The organism is Sphingobacterium yanglingense, from assembly GCF_004363245.1.
Taxonomy (GTDB): domain Bacteria; phylum Bacteroidota; class Bacteroidia; order Sphingobacteriales; family Sphingobacteriaceae; genus Sphingobacterium; species Sphingobacterium yanglingense.
The window spans coordinates 410,045-430,144 of sequence record NZ_SNYV01000013.1 but is presented as its reverse complement, the minus strand read 5'-3'; the positions used below and the strand labels follow the sequence as shown (position 1 = coordinate 430,144).

Sequence of the window (20,100 nt, the reverse complement as noted above, 5' to 3'; positions counted from 1 at the left end):
TAGCTTTTTACAGTTTTATTCTTGTGAAGATTTTTTTTGGTGCCCATACCGTAATTTCTGATTACTGTGTATTTTCTATTTCGTTTTTTTAAAGCTTCCTTTTTGTTTGGTAACTCTTCCCAAACCATCAGTTAAAACCAACTGTAGGGAGTAATCACCAGCAGGGGCTTCTTTAATATCTACATGTTCGTGAAAATGTGCGGTTATCCGATCTTTCAGACTACTGCCTTGAAAATCATAGCTGCCCTTCCAGCCTGCCCCTTCAATATAAACATGCACTTTATTGATTTTCTTAGCAGCAGAAAGATCAGCGGCAAGATGGAGATCGTCCTGTCTGGCATTGAGCCCAATATCTAGGTCTGATATCCATGGAAAAGATGTATCTATACTTAGATCTATATCCACTATATCCTGAATGATGGATCCATCCGGTAGTTTTGCAAAAAGTCCGACTTTGTATTTGCCCGTATTAGCTGTGTCTGGGACCTCTATATTGGTTTCAACACTGTAAGGACTATGCGACAATAATAGATGAGACGGCACAGGCTTTAAATATGACCAATTGCCTCCATCGACTTGTTTGATCTGTATCCAGACGGAATCAGGTCTATCTTTACTGTTAATGTCTACTCGCAATGGTATTTGTTGACCGACAAAGAAGTGCATTTTCTCATTGTCCTTATTCCACTTCCATACAATATCTTGTTTCTGAGGACTGCAGCTGTTTAAAACCATCAAGAGTAGTGGAAAAATAAATTTTATCTGTATTTTCATTTCTAACTGACTTTGTCTATACTAATTATTAACAGTTCATTAAGGTACTCGTCCACCCTCAGTCCATCTATATCCTTTCCGATAAATACAAAGGTGTTTTGACGGGTTTCGTTTTCTTCCCAAACTCCTCCATAATCTACATCGATTCGAGATCCAACGGACTGAACAAATATTTTTCTTCTTTCTTCGCTCTTAAAAGCAATTCCTTTCATCCGATATATTTTATCTTGATGACTGGCTACAAGTCTGCTTAAGAAAAAGTAGAGGTGTATAAAATTAAACTCTTGGTCAAAAACATAGGTTTTGACAGTGATATCTTTATGTACCTTACCTACTGTATCTGAAATCAAGGGCACACTTTCAGCCTGACCAGTTGCTCTATTTACTAAGAAAAAAAAAGACTTCTGGGCGATATATCTGACTTTTTCAATTTCGTCAAAAGGAAATACACCTTTTGCCCGTTCTAGGAAAACTGAAGCCAATGGGTTAAGTTTTGCCAAGTTTTTTTTTAAGGACAGCACATAGTCAGGATGTACATACTCCGTCTTGTTGATCAAAATGACATCTGCTGCCGTGATCTGTCTCAGGACCTCGTCCCTTTCCTGTAATTGATCTTCTATCAATTCGGCATCCACCAGACAAACTGTTCTCTTTAATGGGAAAATTCTCTTAAAGACAGGATGGACTGTAAAGGGTTCTATGATCGTAGCAGGCAAGGCCAAGCCGGTACATTCAACAACCAATTCATCAAAATCTGAAGCCCTTTGGTTCAATTGATCAAGAGCGGCATAAAGATCACTATTGAGCGTGCAGCATAAACAGCCGTCCTGCAGTTCTATCAGTAGATCCTGATCCTGGTGAAGGATCTGACCGTCTACGTTAACCTGTCCTATTTCATTCTCAATGATAGCATACCGTTTGTCAGGGTTAGCAACCCTAAGCGCATTCAGATAAGTTGTCTTGCCTGCCCCCAGAAATCCTATAAGAACCGTTACTGGACGTATTGCCTGTTCCTGCATATTATTCAAGTTTTTAACTATAGCTACTGCAATAAAACCTAATCTAGGTTAACTCCTTATTTTTACAATCTTCACAGATTCCAGAAAAAAGAAGAACCGCTCTATCGACCTGGTATTTACCCAATTCATACTGATAAAAATCAGGCAGCGGACTGAGCTGGGCTATCATTCCACAACTGAGACATCGAAAAGAGGGACTTAAGGTCGTATTTTTAGCACAGTAAAAATACCTTATCGCGCCATCGGTATCCACGGTTCTTTCGAGTATGCCAGCCTCATAAAGTAGATTCAATATTCGATAGATGGTGACCCTATCCTGGACTTCCTCAAAATAATGCCGCATCTCTGTGGATGAGAACGACTGCTCTGAAGAAATCAAGATGTTCAGTACCTGTACCCGCAACCTTGTAGGTCTTATGTAATTTTCTTTCAATATTTCACTCGATCTTTCCATAGTCCTAGTTTTCACAAATCGATAACTAAGCTTTAAAGGTTTTTCGGAAATTCATCTTTCCACCACGTAAAACGCCAGTCATCGGCTTCATCTTCTGTCAGTAGGCAGGCCTCCAGTTCTGACATATACTTTTCTTTGTCCAGATCCTGACCGATGAAAACCAGTTCGTTCTTCCGATCTTCCCACTCTGGATGCCATCGCTTTAGCAGGTCACTACGTATGTCTGCATAACCTGGATATTGATAGCGCATGTCTTCGGGCATACTGCTCCACCATGATCCGGCATTCTCCAAGCGAACACTGCCGCCAGCCTGACTGAAACTGATAGCGGCGTCAGGACGGGAAGCTAGCCAGAATAGTCCCTTAGCGCGAATAACGTTATGAGGGTAATTTTCATGTAGATATTTACGCCATCTTTGCGGATGGAATGGCCTCTGCGAGCGAAACACAAAGGATGAAATACCATATTCTTCGGTCTCTGGTGTATGTTCTGTTTCCAGCTCTTTGATCCATCCCGCTGAAGAGGAGGCTTGATCAAAGTCGAATGCGCCCGTCCCGATAATATCTTTGGGGCGAACTTTACCAAATTGGGTCCGGATAGTTTTGGCGCCAGGATTCAGTTTGCGGATGGCTGCTTCCAGAATGCCCAATGTTTCCTCTGACACCAGATCGGATTTATTGAGAATGATCACATTGGCAAATTCGATCTGATCGGTGAGTAGATTGACAATGGTTCTACTGTCCAGACTATCATCTGTCAACTCCCTATCCACTAAGGTCTCCGCACTGCCAAAGTCATTGAAAAAATTGTAGCAGTCGACCACTGTCACCATCGTATCAATGTAACTAAAGGACGACAGGTCTATACCATTATTTTCATCCACATAACTAAATGTTTGTGCTACAGGAATGGGTTCGGAGATGCCGGTACTTTCGATCAATAGGTAGTCGAACCTATCTTCTTTAGCCAGTCGCTCCACTTCAACCATCAAATCTTCACGCAGTGTGCAGCAGATGCAGCCATTACTCATCTCGACCAATTTCTCTTCCGTACGTGAGAGTACCTGTTCGCGCTCTACGGTCTGTGCATCTATATTGACTTCGCTCATATCATTGACGATTACGGCTACCCGTAGATTTTCCTTATTATGGAGAACATGGTTTAACAACGTGGTCTTTCCTGCTCCCAAAAAGCCACTGAGTACGGTTACCGGTAATTTCTTCTTCATGATCTCTGCTTATTATTTTGTTATCTACTTTTGATATCGCTTTTCCTGAATGACGATCGATAGCCACTCTTTGATGTTCGAAAGATGTCCAGCACCATACAGCTTTACAAAACGCTGTGTTTCCGGCAGGTGATCATTCGTGTAAATAGAGAACCGCTTTTCTGCAAACTCCAACGTCAGTGGAATTCCGCATTTTTCTTCAATACAGTTCTTCCATTCTTCAAAACTCTTAGGTATCGCTTCCATATATATTTCTTTATTCAAAAATAAAAACATTTTACATCAAAAGCAACATTGTTGCAACAATAACTTTATTTATATACATTTAATATATCTTACATATTGTTAGATGAAGTATTAAATAACTGCCTTGACCATGCTAAGTCTAAAACCGGTGTAGTGGCTCATGCTCAATACATTAAAAAACAAAAACTCAATTAGATTGGCAATTTGTGATACAGGTATCGGGTTGACTAACTGTGTAAATAACTACTTGTTGTCTAAAGGTGAAGAGATTTGGGCGAGTGAAGACGCTATAGCCTGGGCTTTTACGCTGAAAAACACAACACAGTCACCCCCAAGAAACCGGGGACTGGGATTAAATAACCTATTGGATGAAACAAATTTTCATGAAGGTGAATTCAGGATGGTAACATATGACAAATGGATAATAAATAACCCAGGTGTCAGCTTTAAGATGAGAGATATTAAATGCTTCTTTGGCACAGCTATTGAAATAGAAATAATGATTGACAATCTAGAAAAACTGAAAATCAGTGACTTTGAATATTGTTAACTGACATATTTTTTACAGCAATCATACATCATGAATACAAAATAAATTTTTAAATTACCAAAATTTCGAATAACACTAATAAAAATATAATCATGAAAACATTACAAATCAACAATCTTGTAGATAATACAAGTACTAATGTAGCTGGATTTCAATTATATTCTATTTTGGAAAAATCCATCCATGTAAATGAAATAATTCAGATCGATCTAATAGGGTCTTTGGCTATTTCTTCTTCTTTCTTCAATTCGTCTTTTGGTGAATTAATTGAAAAACACGGATTCACGAGTGTGACTAAAAAACTAAAATTCAAAAATGTATCAACCGATCAGAAAAGATTGCTGAAATCATATTTTGACAGTTATAAGGAGCTAACTGCTCATTAATAGAAAACGCCTCACTTTATACAAATTGAGGCGTTTTTATTATCGTAGCTCTTCCGGTGGGCTGGCTTTTACGGCACTCGCTTGCTTTACACCTCTATCCATATCTACAACTTAATCCTGCATGGCTATTAAAAACTCGACATCATTGATAATAGGTGTAGCAAAACAAATCCACCTTAAAAGCCCCTAATATGAGAAACAAACTAATTTTCGAAAAAAAGACAAAAAACAATTGGACAAGTCGGAATTCATTCCGAAAACAAATAGATTTAACAAAATATTCGGAAGTATAAATATCTGGCTGCGATCTAGGATAGGCTACTTACATTTGTGTCAGAATATAAAGTCTGTAATTTTTTAGTTGGTCATTTTTATTCAAAAGTGGCCAACTTTATTTACTTTATATTTCGAACAGATTATTCAATTCGGGGTTTATTTTGTTTAATTTAAAGCGTCTAAGGTTATTTGCTGAAGACGCTTTATACTATATATTGAAGCTAAACTCCTATCAAAGAAGTGAAACCGCACTCTCGGTGGCAGGAATAACACTATAACCTGCAAATACTAAATCCGGCATGTGATACGTATCACACCTGTCGCCCACCAACTGGCTAATCCAGGCGTCATCCTGCCTATCTACCAATGTCGTGAGGAATACCGATCCTTGTAACTGTGTGGTTTGCATTTTAATCGAACCCAAAATATTAGAGGCCGAAACAGGACCTATGTTGAGGCCTAACTGCGTCCTGAAAAAAGAAATAATCTTGGTGATCTCACAGTTGCCAATCTCCTGATAAAGGTCGGCTGCGATATTTACAAAAGAGGAGACTAATTCATTCGTTATATAGCCCAGCTTAATATTTTGCGACTTAGCGCCGAAATATTTCTTAGCAGCGGCAAGCATACCGTCATTGACCCGGCTACTGACAAAGGCATCGACCTGGATACCTTGAAAAAGAAGTTGATGATATGCTTCCTGAAAGGTCATGCTGCAATGCACCTCTTCCATTATGTCTTCCCACTCTGACTCGGAATACTGACGCAGACGGTCTTTCAGAAGGAAGCTATCTAATGCGTTAATTTCATTATCCCTAGAGAGCCGATCTAAAAGTGCATCTAAGGAACACTTCATAAACTCATCGCCTTGGAAATATTGTGGCAGGCAGTTGGCAGAAATTGTTGTTTTAAATCTTTTAAGCCAATAAAGTGCTATTCGATCGTTGACCTGACCAGTAATACCGGCATTTTCCTGTTTGACATACAGTACTCCTTCACGCCCATTATAATTGTAGTTGATGGCAAAAATAGGGGTATTGAAAGTAATATCATGCAAGTAAGAAACTAAAAATCGGTCATGATATTTGGAAGTCTGTGCTTTGAAACGCATTGCAATTTATCTAAGGGTTATGAAATAGCTACATAACAAATATCTTAACCAGCTGATAAAAAGACAAGAAGTAACACGACATTCAAGAAAAAGAAGTTTGATCTTGCCGATTTTTAGTCAAAAAAATCGACAAATCAATTGATTAGCGTATATCTCCGCAAATTATTCGGAAAAGAAGCAAGAATGATCCCCAAGGTATCAGTTTTTCAAATTGAAGGTATTATTTCCTTAACGAGAAAACATAAGAATTCACTGAAGTCTCAATTAGTTATTATTAGCTCATTGAAACTTCAGCGAATTGACCATTTAGGATCTTGAAAGATATTGGATAACCCAATTTTCAAACCTTTCGAATAAGGGTTTAACCATAATTACACTATCAAGAGGAAAAAATATTACAAAAACGCCTTCTATTTTAGTCTTCTTCAACCTGTTTAAACAAATCTAAGATAGTAAATTCTCTAAAAAAGCGGCTAACACAGCAAATCAGAACGAGTAGTATATCCGTATTGGATTTCTACACTCCTCCTGACATTACGGATTCTATTCTACGTTCTAATTCTTCCGTATCGCGCACGCCAAGTTCTTCCTTCGTTACATTGTGTGTGGCTGGAAGAAATCGGTCAATAATCTTACCATCAGGTCCAATCAGAACGAGTGTAGGGAAAGCTAATATTCCGTATTTTTCGGTCATCTTCATTTTACCGGTTGAGGTTTCATTGTCCAGGGCATGTTTCCACATCCCTATACTGTCCATGTCTATAGCCTTCTTCCAACTTTTTCGAAGTACTTCTATGTCGTCGCCATTTTCTTGCGATACACTAACAATTTCAAATCCTTTATCCTTGTACTTTTCATAAATTTTTTTAAAAAGTGGATGTTCTTCGCGACACACTCCACACCAGCTTCCCCAAAACTCCAGTAGAACGTGCTTTCCGCGAAGATCCTTGAGGCTTGCTTTAGATCCATCTAAATATTTATCCCCATCAAAATCCGGTGCTATTGCTCCATTTGCAATGCTTTGCAGAACCCCATAGCGTTTAGCAAGTAACTTACCTTGAGGCGAATTTTTCACCACATCGGTAAGCGGATTGTAAATGGATCCAACGGTCTCGGCAGACATCCAGAGGCTTCGAAGATATACTTCGTCCGCACCATGAATGCTATTGGGATATTTTTTGATAAACTCATAATCGTTCATTTTCTCTGACCTGACATCCCTTACATATAACATAGCGAGCTTAGTTTGTTCATTGCTGATCGTACTTCCTCCCTCTATATGTGCGGCGGAGACATTTTTGACATCACCTTTAATGGTAAAAGTATCGCCATTCTTGCCATATACATGAAGTGGTTCTCTGGTCGCCCCCTCAAATTCAACGTCCTCAAACCAGAGAATTAAATTATCAAAATTGGGATGATCAATTGCTATTTCAAACTTCCCGTCCTCAACGGGAAATTCGGCACGTTGTAACTCCTTGCCTCCAATAGTTCCAATGACAGTAATTTTGCTTGGATTCTCAGTCAAATTCTTAAAATCCCCGTTGATAACAAATAGTTTAGATTTTTTATCCTGTCCAAACATAAATAATGGACAAACGAGTATTAATATTAATAGAATACGTTTCATATATATTTAAATTTGATTTACATTAATTTTTTAAAAGCCTAACTCTTGCCCCCCAGACATTTTTTTCAATACCTCCTGAAACCAAGGCTGATCTTCATCCGAAGCTTCATCGACTGCCTTTTGTTGCCATGCAACCGCTTCCTGCTGTTTGCCGAGCTTATAAAAAAGTACCGCATGGAAAAACAGCCTTTCTGCTGTTTGTTCATCAATAGCCAATACTTGTTTACTCCATTTTAATCCTGCCATATGCCCCTGCTCATCAACCTTATCCCCTGTAGCAATTAGCAATACGAAATTTGACAAGCTTTCGCTGTCAATTGATAGCGGATCGCTTTTTAACCGTTCCTCAATCGTCATTACAAATTCGTTCCAAAGTAAGTTCTGGGAAAAATATCTTGTCTTTTCAGCAAATAGAGTTCGCTCGGCATATCGTGGGTACTTTGATTGTAAAAAATCAAGAATTTTATCCCAATTAGGATCCTTTGCTTCGTCTATTTCACCTCTTACCTCCTTACCCAACATTTCTGTAATTACCTGTGCAGAGGCATTTTTACCAATAGTACTATCGATCAAATCACTATTTTCCAAGATCATTCTAAAGCCCACATCGGTAGTAGTTTGACTATTAACTGTGTAAAAACTTAAAAATTCAAACCCTTCTTTAGACAAAAAATCATTAATGGTACCGGCTTCCATACTCCGAAGTGCGAGTTTAGCCGCCTTATCTTTTTCATATGCAGCCTGTGCTGCTTTGGCTCCATTACGTAATTCACGCGGAGAAACATCTTCCCTCTCCACCTTTTTCATTAGCGTCATATATTGTCTTTCGGGATTCATAGCCGCATTTCCCTCATCGATCAGACGATCCGCAGTCAGTGATCCTACGGTACGATGAACAAGCGCACCATCTGGACTGAAATATAGAAAAGTAGGATAGTTCTTGACCGTATAGTTATTTTTAATCATTGATGCATCCGAATACCATCCTTTCACAAAATCATTATCTTTTTTGGAAGTGTCCATCTGAAGATAAACCGAGATAAATCGCTTATTAAAGAAATCACCAACTTCCTGCATAGGAAATATCTCGCTCGACATCGCTTTACAAGGCGCGCACCAGGTGGTGTGACAATCCACAAATATGTATTTTCCCTCTGCACGCGCCAGATCGAGCACTTCCTTCCAAGAAGAAGCGTTCGTAAACTGAATTCCTGTATTTTGTGCAACTAAGAAAAATGGGATCAGTATAGTAACCAATAGAAAGCTTATTTTGTTCATATCCCGAGTTATCTACTTTCTAAATATTTGATTTAAAGAATTCTCAAGGTCTTCACCACGAAGATTTTTTGCAATTATAATACCCTCAGGATCTATCAATATATTAAATGGAATGGCAGAAATACTATACAACTCTGCCGATACGCTGTTAAACCCCTTAAGATCAGACACATGGTGCCACGTTGGAAGTCCATCATTTTTAATAGCATTCAACCACAAATCCTTATCTCTATCCAACGAAACACTTACAATGGTGAAAGCTTCATCTTTAAAATTTTCATAGGCCTGTTTGAGTGCTGGGTGTTCTGCTCTGCAAGGCCCACACCAACTTGCCCAGAAATCCAAGAAAACATACTTGCCTTGAAGACTCGAAAGTGTAAACGGCTTACCGTTTATATCACTTTCTGTAAAATCAAGCGCCTGACTTCCCACAGCTACCGCTCTTTGCTTATCAAAAGCAGCTTTGCCACGTTTACCAACAGCGGAATTCTTTACTGATGGATCCAGTTTATCATACAGTAGATGGGCCTTAGCAGGGTCATCAACCTGCGACATGATCCAAATCATGAAAAAGCTAAGAAAACTTTTCGGATGATTAACAATGAAATCCATGTCAATTTTGTCCAAATCACTGAATAGCGACCTCATTTCGTCACTTGTCTTGATAGCGGCCGCAGTATCTTTTTTCGTCAGTTGATGAATCATTTGTGATTCTAATAATTTCAGTTTCTGATTTATCGGCTCCTTTGATTGTTCTAAAGCTAGACGTTGAAGCTCCGTCGGACCGGCACCCGTCATCTGAGCCGTATTCAAACTACTATCACCTGTTATGGTATAGGTACCGCCCTCCAGGATAAATGATCTGACCTCCTCTTTTCGGTCAGAAAAGGCAGAGGAAGTAGGTTCTGATACCGTCCCTCTAAATACAAATCTACCATTTTTAACTATTGTAGAGTCTACATCGTGAGCCTTGCGCAAGTATATTTTTGAATACTTGTACCCGGGCAAATACCCATTTATTGTATACTGTTTTTGTCCATGAGCATTCATTGCTAACGCAAAGACACTCAAAATAATTATTCCTAATATTCTCATAGCATTTAGTTTATTTATTATTTAATTCGTTTTAAAATATCATTACTTAAATCCCATATCCCTGATCTTTCCTAAACCAGTCCATACTTTTAAGGGCTGTAAACCAATTTCGCCACTTACTTCATTCAAAGGAAGCAAATATAATTTCCCTTCTTGTTCGGTCTCTTTCCAGGTCGCAACGAACAGTCCTTTATGATTGAGCGCATTGCTATTGGCCCTAAAAATTTTCATGGATACTATAACTTCATCTCCAGTCACAGCAAACCCTGATTCTGTATTAATTGAGGTCGTTCCGGATCTCATATCAGGCTGGATGCGATAGATCTTGTGATCGTCGGCATAGAGACAGTAGGCGCTCAAATAACCCGCCTGAAAGAACTTGGCCTGTTTGATATTTGGCGCAGCCGTAATGTTAATCTTTGCCAAGGCAGTGTCGGCACTCAGATCGGTCGCTAATAGAAAGCGACGGTCGGCATCGTCTTTAAAAACATTCCACATACCTCGAGTGGAAGTGGATACCGGAAATCCTGGGGTGTACAAAAGATGGTCCATGCCAATGTCGCTCACATCAAACAGCCCATCGCTACTTAAATCCATAGCCAGCGAACCCATCTCTGGTATTTGCAGAAAACGTTTTTGTTGCGTATCATAAAATGCTGTCGCATAATTCAGATACTGGTGCAACATCGGGGCTGCAGTATACGGTGCGGCATTAGGAGCAAGTAATCTGGCTAAGTAGATTCCTTGTAGACCAGAATAAACCACACCGTTATTTACAATCGCATCACCTGCGTCATTTATAAATTGAGGCTTGGTAATGTTAGGTAGATCAGTAAACATGTTATTAAATCCCTTCGTATGCAGAAAGGTATTGTGAGACATTTGTACACTGGTTTCGTTCGTACTTAAAAATATACTTTGCAAAGAACCATTAGAAAAATCCCTGGCAATACGAAGCTGGACAATGCTTCCAGGAATTATAGCACCATTGGCCGTCGCATATAATGCTTTGTAAACAGTGTCTTTGATCCCTGCTGTCAGAAATTGAGGAGCGGTAATTAAATCAAAATCGGCCACGCTTCCCTCATTATAGGCAATCAGCCAGCCCGAAGGATAAGAACCAGGTGATTGAACTCTGACGCGGAAAGTCGCAATCTGCATGCGTTTATCCTCCTTTTGCTGCACACGTAATTCTAACGTATAGTTCCCTGGCTCTCTATGGATTGACTCATCGAAATCCCGTACGTTAGACAAGGTGTCAATGACGGGCACTTCGCCTCCATCGTAAAGACGCCATAAATACTGAAGCTGGCTCTCATTACCTTCAAATCTAATTTTGGGCGAGATAGTCAATGGCTGGTTTTGAATGGTTTCAAAAATGCCTGACATCCCCGAAGTGTCTATTTGGAAAAGGGGTAGCTCTTTATAATCGTAGTTACCATGGTCCTTTTTACAGGCAGCAATCGATAATATAAAAGCGAGAAACGCGAATGCATTTACTATTTTCAGTTTTTTCATAATGACTTACTAATTTTTAAAAGTAGAACTCGACAATATCTCCATGCTCATCGACCAAGGGGTCGTCTGGATGTGCTGCATTGTATTCGGCCAACCAGGCTGAAGACTTCGCAAGAATAGCATACCACTCTTCCTCAAAAGGTACTAAATCCGTGTAGGAGGCTCGACCTGTCGCGTCGATGATAAGTTGGTGCTTGGTTTTACTCCATTCGCCAAACATATAGAGAAAGTATACGCCATCGTCCCACTCGGCTGGCTTTGTAAGCACATCTGTCCATACTATTGAAAAGCGATTTGTCTGATAGGGATCTGTTAAACTTTTAAATATTGGTGCTGGTTTAAACTCCTTATTTTCGGCGACATCAATAACGAGTTTTGCATTTGTCGCTTTAAGGCGTTCGCTTCTTTTAATTTTTACATTAATCGTCGTCGTACTCGCATTTGCCGGCATGGTGAAGACTTTTGGAAACTCAAACTCTGCATCTTCAGCTGTGGTCAATGTTGGATTAATCACCAAACTGAACTCTCGATCGCTATCTACTATATTCCCGACGGTACGAACATGAATTTTGATATTCGTCTCCTGCAAGGAAGACGGTTGGACGGCAAAAGAATATACCAGGGAATCGGCCTTTGTCCCTTGCTGTTTATCTCCCGATATACTGATGGAGGTATTCGCGTCGAAAAAGGGGGCTTGATCATTCTTTTTACAAGAAAAAAAGAAGATCAACGCAATTACAATAAAATAATACTTTTCCATATCTGTAATTTTAAATTCCAAACTCAATTTCTGCCGGAGGTAAAGGAAGTTTATATCTTGCTGTATTATATGGTCCTACATGACCAGGAACGGCTGTTTTATTCAGGCGCTTATAATAATAAAATAAATGGCCTTCGGAGGCATATTCTTTACGCATTTCCTTTTGTATTTCCGCATTAATCTGCTCGCTTGTAAGAGCAGGAGACAGTGAACCGCTTACACCACGCATGCTCCGTACCGTAGCCAGATATTCGACAGCTTTTGCTGGATTACTTATTGCTTCAGCTTCCGCTGCGATATAATACATCTCGGGAATTCGGATAATCGGCATCCGCTTAGAAAATCGCTCTACCCTATCCGCATGCTGTTCCAATCGCCCTAGGTAGGTATTGGATCCTTCGAACCGGAGAAGGTAAACTGCACGTACGTCGGCGGCTGATTCGCTGACTGGATAGATCTGGTCGCGAGTAGCTGCGCTCATAACCAAACCTATACCTGTAACAGCGGACAATTCCGTCAGATAGCCTGTTTGATTTTCCAACATTTTGGGTTGATAGAGGCCAAATACAAATTCCGTAGTAAACACCCGGTCTTTGACGATTTCTTCACCGGTTAGCGCGGAGTTCAGCACCCATGGAAACTTGGTTGAGCTCACATCGATTACCGTCTTAGCTGCCGAGAGCGCATTCGCACTGTCTCCGATCCATTGATAAACCCGCGCTTGCAATGCTTTGACCGCATAGTAGTTAAATCTAAGTTTGCGCTCGCTAAGGTATCCTTCGTCGGTAGTAGTAGCTATTACTTCGCCTGTGAATATAGGATCAACTTTTAATAATTCTTCGGCCACTTTTAAATCTGAAAGAATTTCATTAACCACTTCCTTGGCTGTAGAAACGGGAGTCAGGGATGTTCCGTACATTTTTTTGTAGGGAATAGCCGGTAAATTCTCGCCTCCCGCTAAATAGCTTGTGGAGAAAAGACGGAGTAAGTCAAAATGCAGAAAAGCTCGCAGACCATAGGCTTCTCCTTTTATAATTTCATAATTCTTCGGTTGAAATATCGATCGATCTGCATTTTCAAGCCGCTCCATCAATATGTTCAGATTAGCAATCACATTATAGCTTTTAGACCAAGCATTATGTATTAACTGTTGGGTCGGTGCATTAGCATATAAGCCATCCATGGCATCTATATAGGGTCTTCTGGCATCAGAATTCTGCAACCAAGTGTAAGTATGCGCCAATACATCGACCAATCCGTAAGAAAGCTCCCGACCGTAGGCCTCGGTATCACCCATCGTGATATATGCGCCATTCAATAGATTCTTAAAGCCCGCTTCTTCTGCAAAAAACTTGTCGTCTTTGACCCTCGAATCGGGATCCACATCCAGCCATTTATTGCATGAAGAAATGCACACCGTAAAAGCCAGCGCGGAAAGCCAAATAAATGATTTATATTTTTTTATAGTTTCCATAGGATTAATTAGAAAAGTATTTGTAAAGTAGAAGACAACGTCCTAGCGAAAGGGTAATCGGTACCACGCTCCTGCCTAACCGTAGAAATGACAAACAGATTATTGGCGTTAAAACCAAGTTTTGCACGGCGAAGCCCAATTTTCTGTATAAAATTCAAACGTTCCAATTCATACGCAACATTAATAGTTGATAAAGTAAGTTCGCTCCAATCCTCCACAAACCGGGTACTCGGACGCGTTACTTCTGGGTTAGCAATGTCTTTAAAAAAACTTTGGTCACCTGGCTTGCGCCAACGATCATTCAAGACGCGTCTATCCACATTGTTGTAAATATTTGCATTTTCCACTTTGTCCAGAAGTGTCTGGTTATACATCTGTCCACCCCATCGATAAGCAAAAGCGACATTAAACTGCCAACCCTTCAATTGCAAGTCGAAACCCAAATTACCTTGAAGTTTGGGCATTAAATCCCCTGCGGCAACTTGATCGTCGGCGTTCCACTCAAATGTTTCATCACCATCTTTGGTCAGATAAATTTCACGACCTGTTGAAGGGTCGATGCCTAATGAACGAACGGCCCAAATTGAATTTAAGGACTGTCCTTCAATAAATCGAAGCTTAGGTAGATTTGATTTGATGGTGTCCTGTCCTTTATTCCATGCCCCTAAAGAATTTGAGATCTTAATCAGGGTATTCTTATTCTGAGCGAAGGTTCCATAGACGGATAAAGATTTTCTTGATTCCACATCTTTAAAGATGGAATAGGTCGCTCGCCCCTCCCATCCTGTATTTTTTACTTCACCCAAATTGGCCGTGTACATCTGAAAACCCGATGACGGAGGCAAACTGACCTGTGTTAACAATCCATCCGTATAGCTAAGGTAATATTCTAGTGTTAGATTCAATTTACCACCATACGTCGTCATATCAAGTCCCACATTATTGTCCTTTTTACGCTGCCAGCGTAGATTTGGATTGGCCATTCCAACCAGAAAGGATCCGTTTCCGTTGAGGTAGGTACGATCTTGGATATATTGAAATGTAGTCATACCTAAATAGGATTCAAAATCCTGAGATCCCGTATAACCCACAGTCCCACGCAATCTAAGTTGATCGAAAATATTATGCTCGGCAATAAATTTTTCTTTGTGTATGTTCCAGCCTAAGCCTAAAGACCAGAAAGTTCCCCATTTATTGTTGGTACCAAACTGCGAATTCCCCGTAAATCGCAACGAAGCGTCCATTAAATACCGATCATCAAAACTATAATTCGTAGAAGCAAAAGCCCCTGCTTCCCGACGAATACTTTCAATTCCTGTTAAACGCGAACCGGTTTGATACTGAAGACCGTAGGATGGAAAATTAATATCTTTATCCTTAAAACCTTCTATAATATAGCTCAGGTTTTCGCTTTCACGGGTATTTGCGTCTACTCCGGAATTGAATGTGATGTAATGTTTGTCAATCTGTTTCAGATAGCTCAGGTTAAGATTACCATTCATCAATATGGACGATCCGTTTCCTTTGGTATAACTTCCTTTACGTTGTACATCCTCTCCCGTGAAATTGCCAAAACTGGTATGGTCCGGTGGTAGGAATATATTGCGTTCCGTCACTTGCTTAGTCACACTAAATCTGCTATTTATCCGCAAATTTGAGGATATTCTCCAATCTACATTGAAATTGTTAATAATATCGGTGTAAGCATCATTATCTAATACGCCGATGTAACCATTCCATAATGGGTTGAAAACGGGTATATTGTCGGGTAGTAGCACCCCGCCTTCTGTCTCGGTTCCATTTTTAACGTTGTAGTTCGCGATCTTTTGAAGCTTTCCAGTTCTATCAAAAGGTGAATTGTAGGGATTTAGACGCGCAAAATTCTCAAATGATCCGTAAGGTGAATTATTGGCCTTATTTGAAGTTATGGTCAAAATGTTGTTTATGCTAATATTATTAAGCCTGTAAGATAGATCTATGGCCCCAGTTAAGGTGTTCCGATCTGATCCTTTCATGGTACCCGTAATCTTATTGTGCATGAGATCCACACCATAGCGAAATGCGGCATCACCACCTTCTGCTCTGATCGAATTACGGTACCCTACCCCGTTTCTAACGGGTTGAGCCAGCCAGTCTGTATTGACACCGCTTAAGGCAGCCTCTAGGTTCCTGTTATATTGACGCAATTGATTTACCTGGTCACTAGGTTCGGCGCCCGAATAGATCCCTGCAGCAAGCTCAACATCAAGCTTTTGCATCGAATTCACGAGATTATAACTACGGAGATCCGGGACTTCAACATTTATATTGTTGTTAAAAGAAATCTGCAACTTTCCGGCGGCAGGTCGAACAGTTTCAATTACTACAACCCCATTAGCTGCCCTAGAACCGTAAATTGACTTGGAAGCCGCATCCTTAAGTACCGTAACGGAAGCTACACGATAGATATCGAGATCGATCACTTTCTGTAAAGTGGATTCAAAACCATCCACGATAAAGAGCGGTAAATTTGGATTGGAACGAAATTCGCTATTCAAATCAGGCAGTCCAGACTGACCACGTAGCTGAATGTCGGGCAGACGATTTGGATCGGAACCGAACTGCAGGTTGTCCACTAACTTAAACGAGGGATCCAAGTTGGCCAAACTCTTTATGACGTTCTGATTACCGACACGAAGCAACTCTTCTTTTCCAAAGGTGGCCGCAGACCCTGTAAAACTTTCCTTTTTACGGGTAAAAATTCCGTTGACTACCACATCTTCCATGACATTGACAGCTTCCTTCATATTTACCGTGATATGATAATCTGCCGTTTGAACCAGTATTTCAGCAGTTTCGTAACCAATATAACTGACTAACAATCTGGTTCCTTTTTCCCCAGGTATTTCAAAAGCACCATCGACATCGGTATGGGCTTTTACTTTAGTACTTACATTCGTAATGGTGACGCCCGGCATTCTTACATTAGTTGCCTGGTCAATAACAAGACCGTAAATCATCGAATCTTGCTTGGCGGCAGATTCTTGATGCCGCTCCAAAAAGATGATTTTATCATTGATTTTATAGGTCAGACCTAGGCCCTTTAGGGAGGCTTCTAATGCCTGGTTGATAGAGGCATTATTCAATTTGACGGTAACTTTTACGTCTTTGATAAGATTTTTGTTATAGAGAAAGTCATACCCGCTCTGCTGACGGATCTGCCGAAAAATGGCAGAAATTGACGTGTTTTTTTCACTGATATTGATCGTTTGCCCTAATGTAGGGAAAGCTGCAGACTGCAACACAACGACGGAGCACAATACCCAAACAAACCTCATAAGAGACTTTATTTTATGTGCGCGGCTAGGTGGATCACCTATTACATTGGTAAGTTGTTTATTCATCTAATTTAGTGGTTTTCAAATCCTGCTCTATCCCGTTTAAAGATTGGAGCAAAATTCGGTTCATTGATTTTAAGTTTGCAGTAATTTAATTCGCTAGCTGATATCATACCTTCCTAGTTCGGTAAATCACGGGATAATTGGATAACTATTTTACTCGGTACACCTCCTTTTTAGTATTAAGATTTATGATTCGATTATTTGGTTACTATTATCTTGTTGTTATTGACCCTAAATCTTACATCACTGCTACTTTCAAGGACTTTTAATATCACGGATAATTTCTTTGATCTAGAAACCGCTCCCTCCAGATTCATATCGCCTGGGTCGGTCTGATAATCTACTTCAACATCATACCAACGCGAAATAGTACGCATGACGTCTCTGATTCCCTGCCCAGTGAAAACAAAATCTCCATTTTTCCAAGCGACTTCGGATTCGGAGTCTACCGTCAATAGCCGTAGCTTATTTTTGGACCATACAGCCTGCTGTCCCGGGTTCAGGATTTTAAAGCTTCCTTCTCTTGGAATAACTTTGACACGGCCTTCCAATAGCGTTGTCTTGGCATCACTTTCATCGGGATAGCTTTTAACATTAAAATGTGTGCCCAGTACTTCAATATCTTGATCTGAGGTAGATACCATAAAAGGCCTATTTTTGTCTTTCGCTACTTCAAAATATGCTTCTCCTGTCAATGTGACCTTTCGCCTATCTCCCTTAAAACTTGAAGGAAAGCTAACGTAGGAATCTGCATTGAGCCAAATTCGTGTCCCATCGGGAAGAACAAACGCATATGTACCTCCTTTAGGTGTCCTAGCAACGAGCATAGTCAGCTCCTGCCCGGCAAGATCTCTCAGTGTACCTTCTTCGACTGCGGTATTATCATCATACTTGAGTTGATCTCCAACCACAAGCCCACCCTTACTGTCGCTCAATTCGATGGTTCTGCCATTGGCTAAGGTAATTGTAGCTGATTTTTTTCCCGGAGCAACATCGTCAAACAGCAACTCGTTGTCCTCCTGATCTACGAGTTGCAAATCTACATGAGAAGAGGAAACTTTGTACAGCAAAACACCTAAGGTAATCACGGTAATCGCTGCGGCGGCTACCGCCCAAGTTTTAGGTCGCCACAATTTTAGTACAGGTGTCGCTTTGACCAGAGGCAGTCCTTCTCTGATCATCAAGAGGTCTACACTAAGTTCCTCGGGAGATAAATCCTTTATGGCGTCGCTATCATGATAAAGATACCAGCTTTCCAGTAGCGCGCGCTCTGTTTCAGAACAAGTTCCTGATCGATATTTGTGCAATAAGGCAATTACGTCTTTATGTTCCATGAGGCTAGTCTTCGTTCATTTTAATTAGAGTCGAACGAGAAAGGACTTGGGGGTAGAAAAAAATAAATTTTATTTTACGGGGTACCTTTAGAGGATAAAGGCAATAAATACAGCTGGCCCCAGTCGGGATCGCAAAATCTTCAATGCGTTCTGAACCTGCTTTTTTACAGTTTGTTCGGACAACCCAAGTTCATCCGCTATTTGCTTATGGGTAAGGTGGTTGTTGCGACTAAGTTCAAATATTCTCCGCATTTTAGGCGGTAGGGCTGCTATCTCCTGATCAATCAACAATTGCAATTCTTTTTCCCGCACCAAATAATCCGTTATATAGGTGTTTTTATCTATAAAATCTTTAATTGAGCTGATGTATTTGCTTTCGGTATCACGTCGGGCAATGAAATCAAATATTTTGTACCGGGCAGAAACATATAAATAAGTAGAAAGATTACCTTTTATCTCCGTTTCACTACGCTTACTCCATAAACTCGCAAAGAGCTCGTGAACGATATCTCTTGATTCTTCCCGAAGTCTAAGTTTGTTAAAAACATGCACATAAAGCGCCGCATGATACCGATTATAAATCTCGCTATAAGCATCGGAATCCCCGTCCTTCAACAACGCAACTAACTGAAAATCTGAAAGATTTTTAATATCCAAGGGCTTTAAAAGGTTAAAAATAAGCTATTGAAATCTAGACCAAAGATAGTATATAGGACCAATTATCTTAAAATATTTTTTACGACGATTCATAAATGATTGTTTTAAGAATAATTTATCGACAACTTATCCACTATTTTCTATTTCATTTATCTCACCCTGTAGAATGATTCGGGCCGCTGGGCTAAAATTTTATTCGGTATGATTAGATTTCCTCTGGAACATTGAATCTCTATTAGCCGTTATGCAGTCATCTCATCTTCAATCTGCTTGCTATTTTGCTAAAGATTTCATTATTTAGCAACAATTTCTCAAAAGTATCCATGAGCATAAGTGCTAATCCTAAAGATAATGATATGCTTCTTCGCTTTCAAAGCGGAGATGTCGTGGCACTGGAATACTTTATCAATAAGCATCAACGTGAGATGCTTTTTTTTGCTAAGAACATATTGAATAACCTAGAGGTAGCCGAAGAAATCATTGATGACAGTTTTCTAAAAACATGGAACCAACGAGAAAAAATTAATAGCGCATCCGAACTGAAGTCTTATCTGTATGTAGTCGTACGAAATGCGTGTTTGGACTACTTAAAATCTCCTAAGAACCGTCCTTCAGATATAAGTATAAATGACGAGCTTCTTATTTTGGCCCCCGAGACCATTGAATCACATATTATTTATACGGAGCTCCTCAAAGCTATCTATGAGGAGGTCTGCAAACTGCCCGAAAAACAAAAGCAGGTATTCTTGCTTAGCTATTTTGACGGCTTAACGACCGATGAAATCATGGAACAGCTATCCATCTCGGCAAATGCAGTTTTTATCCATAAGCACGAGGCTACGAAAGCAATAAGGGCGCTATTCAAGAAGACCAATCCTTTTTTCTGCCTTTTACTTTTCGCTAGTTTCAACTAAGTTATTTTTTTTATC

General features: G+C 40.0%; 18 protein-coding genes. 3 read left to right on the top strand and 15 right to left on the bottom strand.

Annotated elements, in window-relative coordinates; all coding sequences use genetic code 11:
- Positions 1-75: 75 nt before the first annotated feature.
- From CLV99_RS10140 to CLV99_RS10120, 5 genes are read right to left on the bottom strand one after another with little or no spacing between them, the layout of a single operon-like run.
- Complete coding sequence (locus tag CLV99_RS10140; protein WP_133584389.1) at positions 76-774, bottom strand: hypothetical protein; 699 nt, start codon at positions 772-774, stop codon at positions 76-78.
- A gap of 2 nt (positions 775-776) precedes the next feature.
- Positions 777-1,793, bottom strand: a complete 1,017-nt coding sequence (locus tag CLV99_RS10135) for a CobW family GTP-binding protein (RefSeq protein WP_133584388.1) — start codon at positions 1,791-1,793, stop codon at positions 777-779.
- Between the two features lie 43 nt (positions 1,794-1,836).
- The gene (locus CLV99_RS10130; RefSeq protein ID WP_133584387.1) at positions 1,837-2,247 is read right to left on the bottom strand and encodes a Fur family transcriptional regulator; all 411 of its coding nucleotides are present in this window, start codon (positions 2,245-2,247) and stop codon (positions 1,837-1,839) included.
- A 32-nt stretch (positions 2,248-2,279) separates the two neighbouring features.
- A complete protein-coding gene (locus tag CLV99_RS10125; protein ID WP_133584386.1) occupies positions 2,280-3,476 on the bottom strand; it encodes a GTP-binding protein in 1,197 nt (398 codons plus the stop codon).
- 24 nt (positions 3,477-3,500) lie between these two features.
- On the bottom strand, positions 3,501-3,740 hold the full coding sequence (locus CLV99_RS10120; protein ID WP_133584385.1) for a hypothetical protein: 240 nt from the start codon (positions 3,738-3,740) through the stop codon (positions 3,501-3,503).
- 142 nt (positions 3,741-3,882) lie between these two features.
- Between CLV99_RS10120 and CLV99_RS10115 the strand changes: the two genes are divergently transcribed.
- Positions 3,883-4,272: a hypothetical protein gene (locus tag CLV99_RS10115; RefSeq protein ID WP_133584384.1), complete on the top strand. Its 390-nt coding sequence runs from the start codon at positions 3,883-3,885 to the stop codon at positions 4,270-4,272.
- Between the two features lie 92 nt (positions 4,273-4,364).
- Positions 4,365-4,658: an STAS-like domain-containing protein gene (locus CLV99_RS10110; protein ID WP_133584383.1), complete on the top strand. Its 294-nt coding sequence runs from the start codon at positions 4,365-4,367 to the stop codon at positions 4,656-4,658.
- Positions 4,659-5,166: 508 nt separating this feature from the next.
- On the opposite strand, the gene CLV99_RS10105 is transcribed toward CLV99_RS10110, so the two are convergent.
- The 10 genes from CLV99_RS10105 to CLV99_RS10060 form a co-directional block, all read right to left on the bottom strand.
- On the bottom strand, positions 5,167-6,045 hold the full coding sequence (locus CLV99_RS10105) for a hypothetical protein (RefSeq protein WP_133584382.1): 879 nt from the start codon (positions 6,043-6,045) through the stop codon (positions 5,167-5,169).
- A 517-nt stretch (positions 6,046-6,562) separates the two neighbouring features.
- Positions 6,563-7,675, bottom strand: a complete 1,113-nt coding sequence (locus CLV99_RS10100; protein WP_133584381.1) for a TlpA family protein disulfide reductase — start codon at positions 7,673-7,675, stop codon at positions 6,563-6,565.
- A gap of 30 nt (positions 7,676-7,705) precedes the next feature.
- Complete coding sequence (locus CLV99_RS10095; protein WP_133584380.1) at positions 7,706-8,953, bottom strand: thioredoxin family protein; 1,248 nt, start codon at positions 8,951-8,953, stop codon at positions 7,706-7,708.
- 12 nt (positions 8,954-8,965) lie between these two features.
- The gene (locus CLV99_RS10090; protein WP_133584379.1) at positions 8,966-10,048 is read right to left on the bottom strand and encodes a TlpA disulfide reductase family protein; all 1,083 of its coding nucleotides are present in this window, start codon (positions 10,046-10,048) and stop codon (positions 8,966-8,968) included.
- A gap of 42 nt (positions 10,049-10,090) precedes the next feature.
- Positions 10,091-11,566: a PKD-like family lipoprotein gene (locus CLV99_RS10085; protein ID WP_133584378.1), complete on the bottom strand. Its 1,476-nt coding sequence runs from the start codon at positions 11,564-11,566 to the stop codon at positions 10,091-10,093.
- 16 nt (positions 11,567-11,582) lie between these two features.
- Entirely contained in the window at positions 11,583-12,326 is a 744-nt protein-coding gene (locus CLV99_RS10080) for a DUF4843 domain-containing protein (protein ID WP_133584377.1), read from the bottom strand.
- Between the two features lie 10 nt (positions 12,327-12,336).
- On the bottom strand, positions 12,337-13,800 hold the full coding sequence (locus tag CLV99_RS10075) for a RagB/SusD family nutrient uptake outer membrane protein (RefSeq protein ID WP_133584376.1): 1,464 nt from the start codon (positions 13,798-13,800) through the stop codon (positions 12,337-12,339).
- An 8-nt stretch (positions 13,801-13,808) separates the two neighbouring features.
- Positions 13,809-17,183: a SusC/RagA family TonB-linked outer membrane protein gene (locus tag CLV99_RS10070; RefSeq protein WP_133584375.1), complete on the bottom strand. Its 3,375-nt coding sequence runs from the start codon at positions 17,181-17,183 to the stop codon at positions 13,809-13,811.
- Between the two features lie 194 nt (positions 17,184-17,377).
- A complete protein-coding gene (locus tag CLV99_RS10065; protein ID WP_133584374.1) occupies positions 17,378-18,514 on the bottom strand; it encodes a FecR family protein in 1,137 nt (378 codons plus the stop codon).
- Between the two features lie 87 nt (positions 18,515-18,601).
- A complete protein-coding gene (locus tag CLV99_RS10060) occupies positions 18,602-19,171 on the bottom strand; it encodes an RNA polymerase sigma factor (RefSeq protein WP_133584373.1) in 570 nt (189 codons plus the stop codon).
- 323 nt (positions 19,172-19,494) lie between these two features.
- Between CLV99_RS10060 and CLV99_RS10055 the strand changes: the two genes are divergently transcribed.
- Positions 19,495-20,085: an RNA polymerase sigma factor gene (locus CLV99_RS10055; RefSeq protein WP_133584372.1), complete on the top strand. Its 591-nt coding sequence runs from the start codon at positions 19,495-19,497 to the stop codon at positions 20,083-20,085.
- Positions 20,086-20,100 lie beyond the last annotated feature (15 nt).

Coding starts and splice junctions, on each gene's coding strand:
- CLV99_RS10140 (WP_133584389.1), bottom strand. CDS start 774: ATGAAAATACAGATAAAATTTATTTTTCCACTACTCTTGATGGTTTTA.
- CLV99_RS10135 (WP_133584388.1), bottom strand. CDS start 1,793: ATGCAGGAACAGGCAATACGTCCAGTAACGGTTCTTATAGGATTTCTG.
- CLV99_RS10130 (WP_133584387.1), bottom strand. CDS start 2,247: ATGGAAAGATCGAGTGAAATATTGAAAGAAAATTACATAAGACCTACA.
- CLV99_RS10125 (WP_133584386.1), bottom strand. CDS start 3,476: ATGAAGAAGAAATTACCGGTAACCGTACTCAGTGGCTTTTTGGGAGCA.
- CLV99_RS10115 (WP_133584384.1), top strand. CDS start 3,883: ATGCTCAATACATTAAAAAACAAAAACTCAATTAGATTGGCAATTTGT.
- CLV99_RS10110 (WP_133584383.1), top strand. CDS start 4,365: ATGAAAACATTACAAATCAACAATCTTGTAGATAATACAAGTACTAAT.
- CLV99_RS10105 (WP_133584382.1), bottom strand. CDS start 6,045: ATGCGTTTCAAAGCACAGACTTCCAAATATCATGACCGATTTTTAGTT.
- CLV99_RS10100 (WP_133584381.1), bottom strand. CDS start 7,675: ATGAAACGTATTCTATTAATATTAATACTCGTTTGTCCATTATTTATG.
- CLV99_RS10095 (WP_133584380.1), bottom strand. CDS start 8,953: ATGAACAAAATAAGCTTTCTATTGGTTACTATACTGATCCCATTTTTC.
- CLV99_RS10090 (WP_133584379.1), bottom strand. CDS start 10,048: ATGAGAATATTAGGAATAATTATTTTGAGTGTCTTTGCGTTAGCAATG.
- CLV99_RS10085 (WP_133584378.1), bottom strand. CDS start 11,566: ATGAAAAAACTGAAAATAGTAAATGCATTCGCGTTTCTCGCTTTTATA.
- CLV99_RS10080 (WP_133584377.1), bottom strand. CDS start 12,326: ATGGAAAAGTATTATTTTATTGTAATTGCGTTGATCTTCTTTTTTTCT.
- CLV99_RS10075 (WP_133584376.1), bottom strand. CDS start 13,800: ATGGAAACTATAAAAAAATATAAATCATTTATTTGGCTTTCCGCGCTG.
- CLV99_RS10070 (WP_133584375.1), bottom strand. CDS start 17,183: ATGAATAAACAACTTACCAATGTAATAGGTGATCCACCTAGCCGCGCA.
- CLV99_RS10065 (WP_133584374.1), bottom strand. CDS start 18,514: ATGGAACATAAAGACGTAATTGCCTTATTGCACAAATATCGATCAGGA.
- CLV99_RS10055 (WP_133584372.1), top strand. CDS start 19,495: ATGAGCATAAGTGCTAATCCTAAAGATAATGATATGCTTCTTCGCTTT.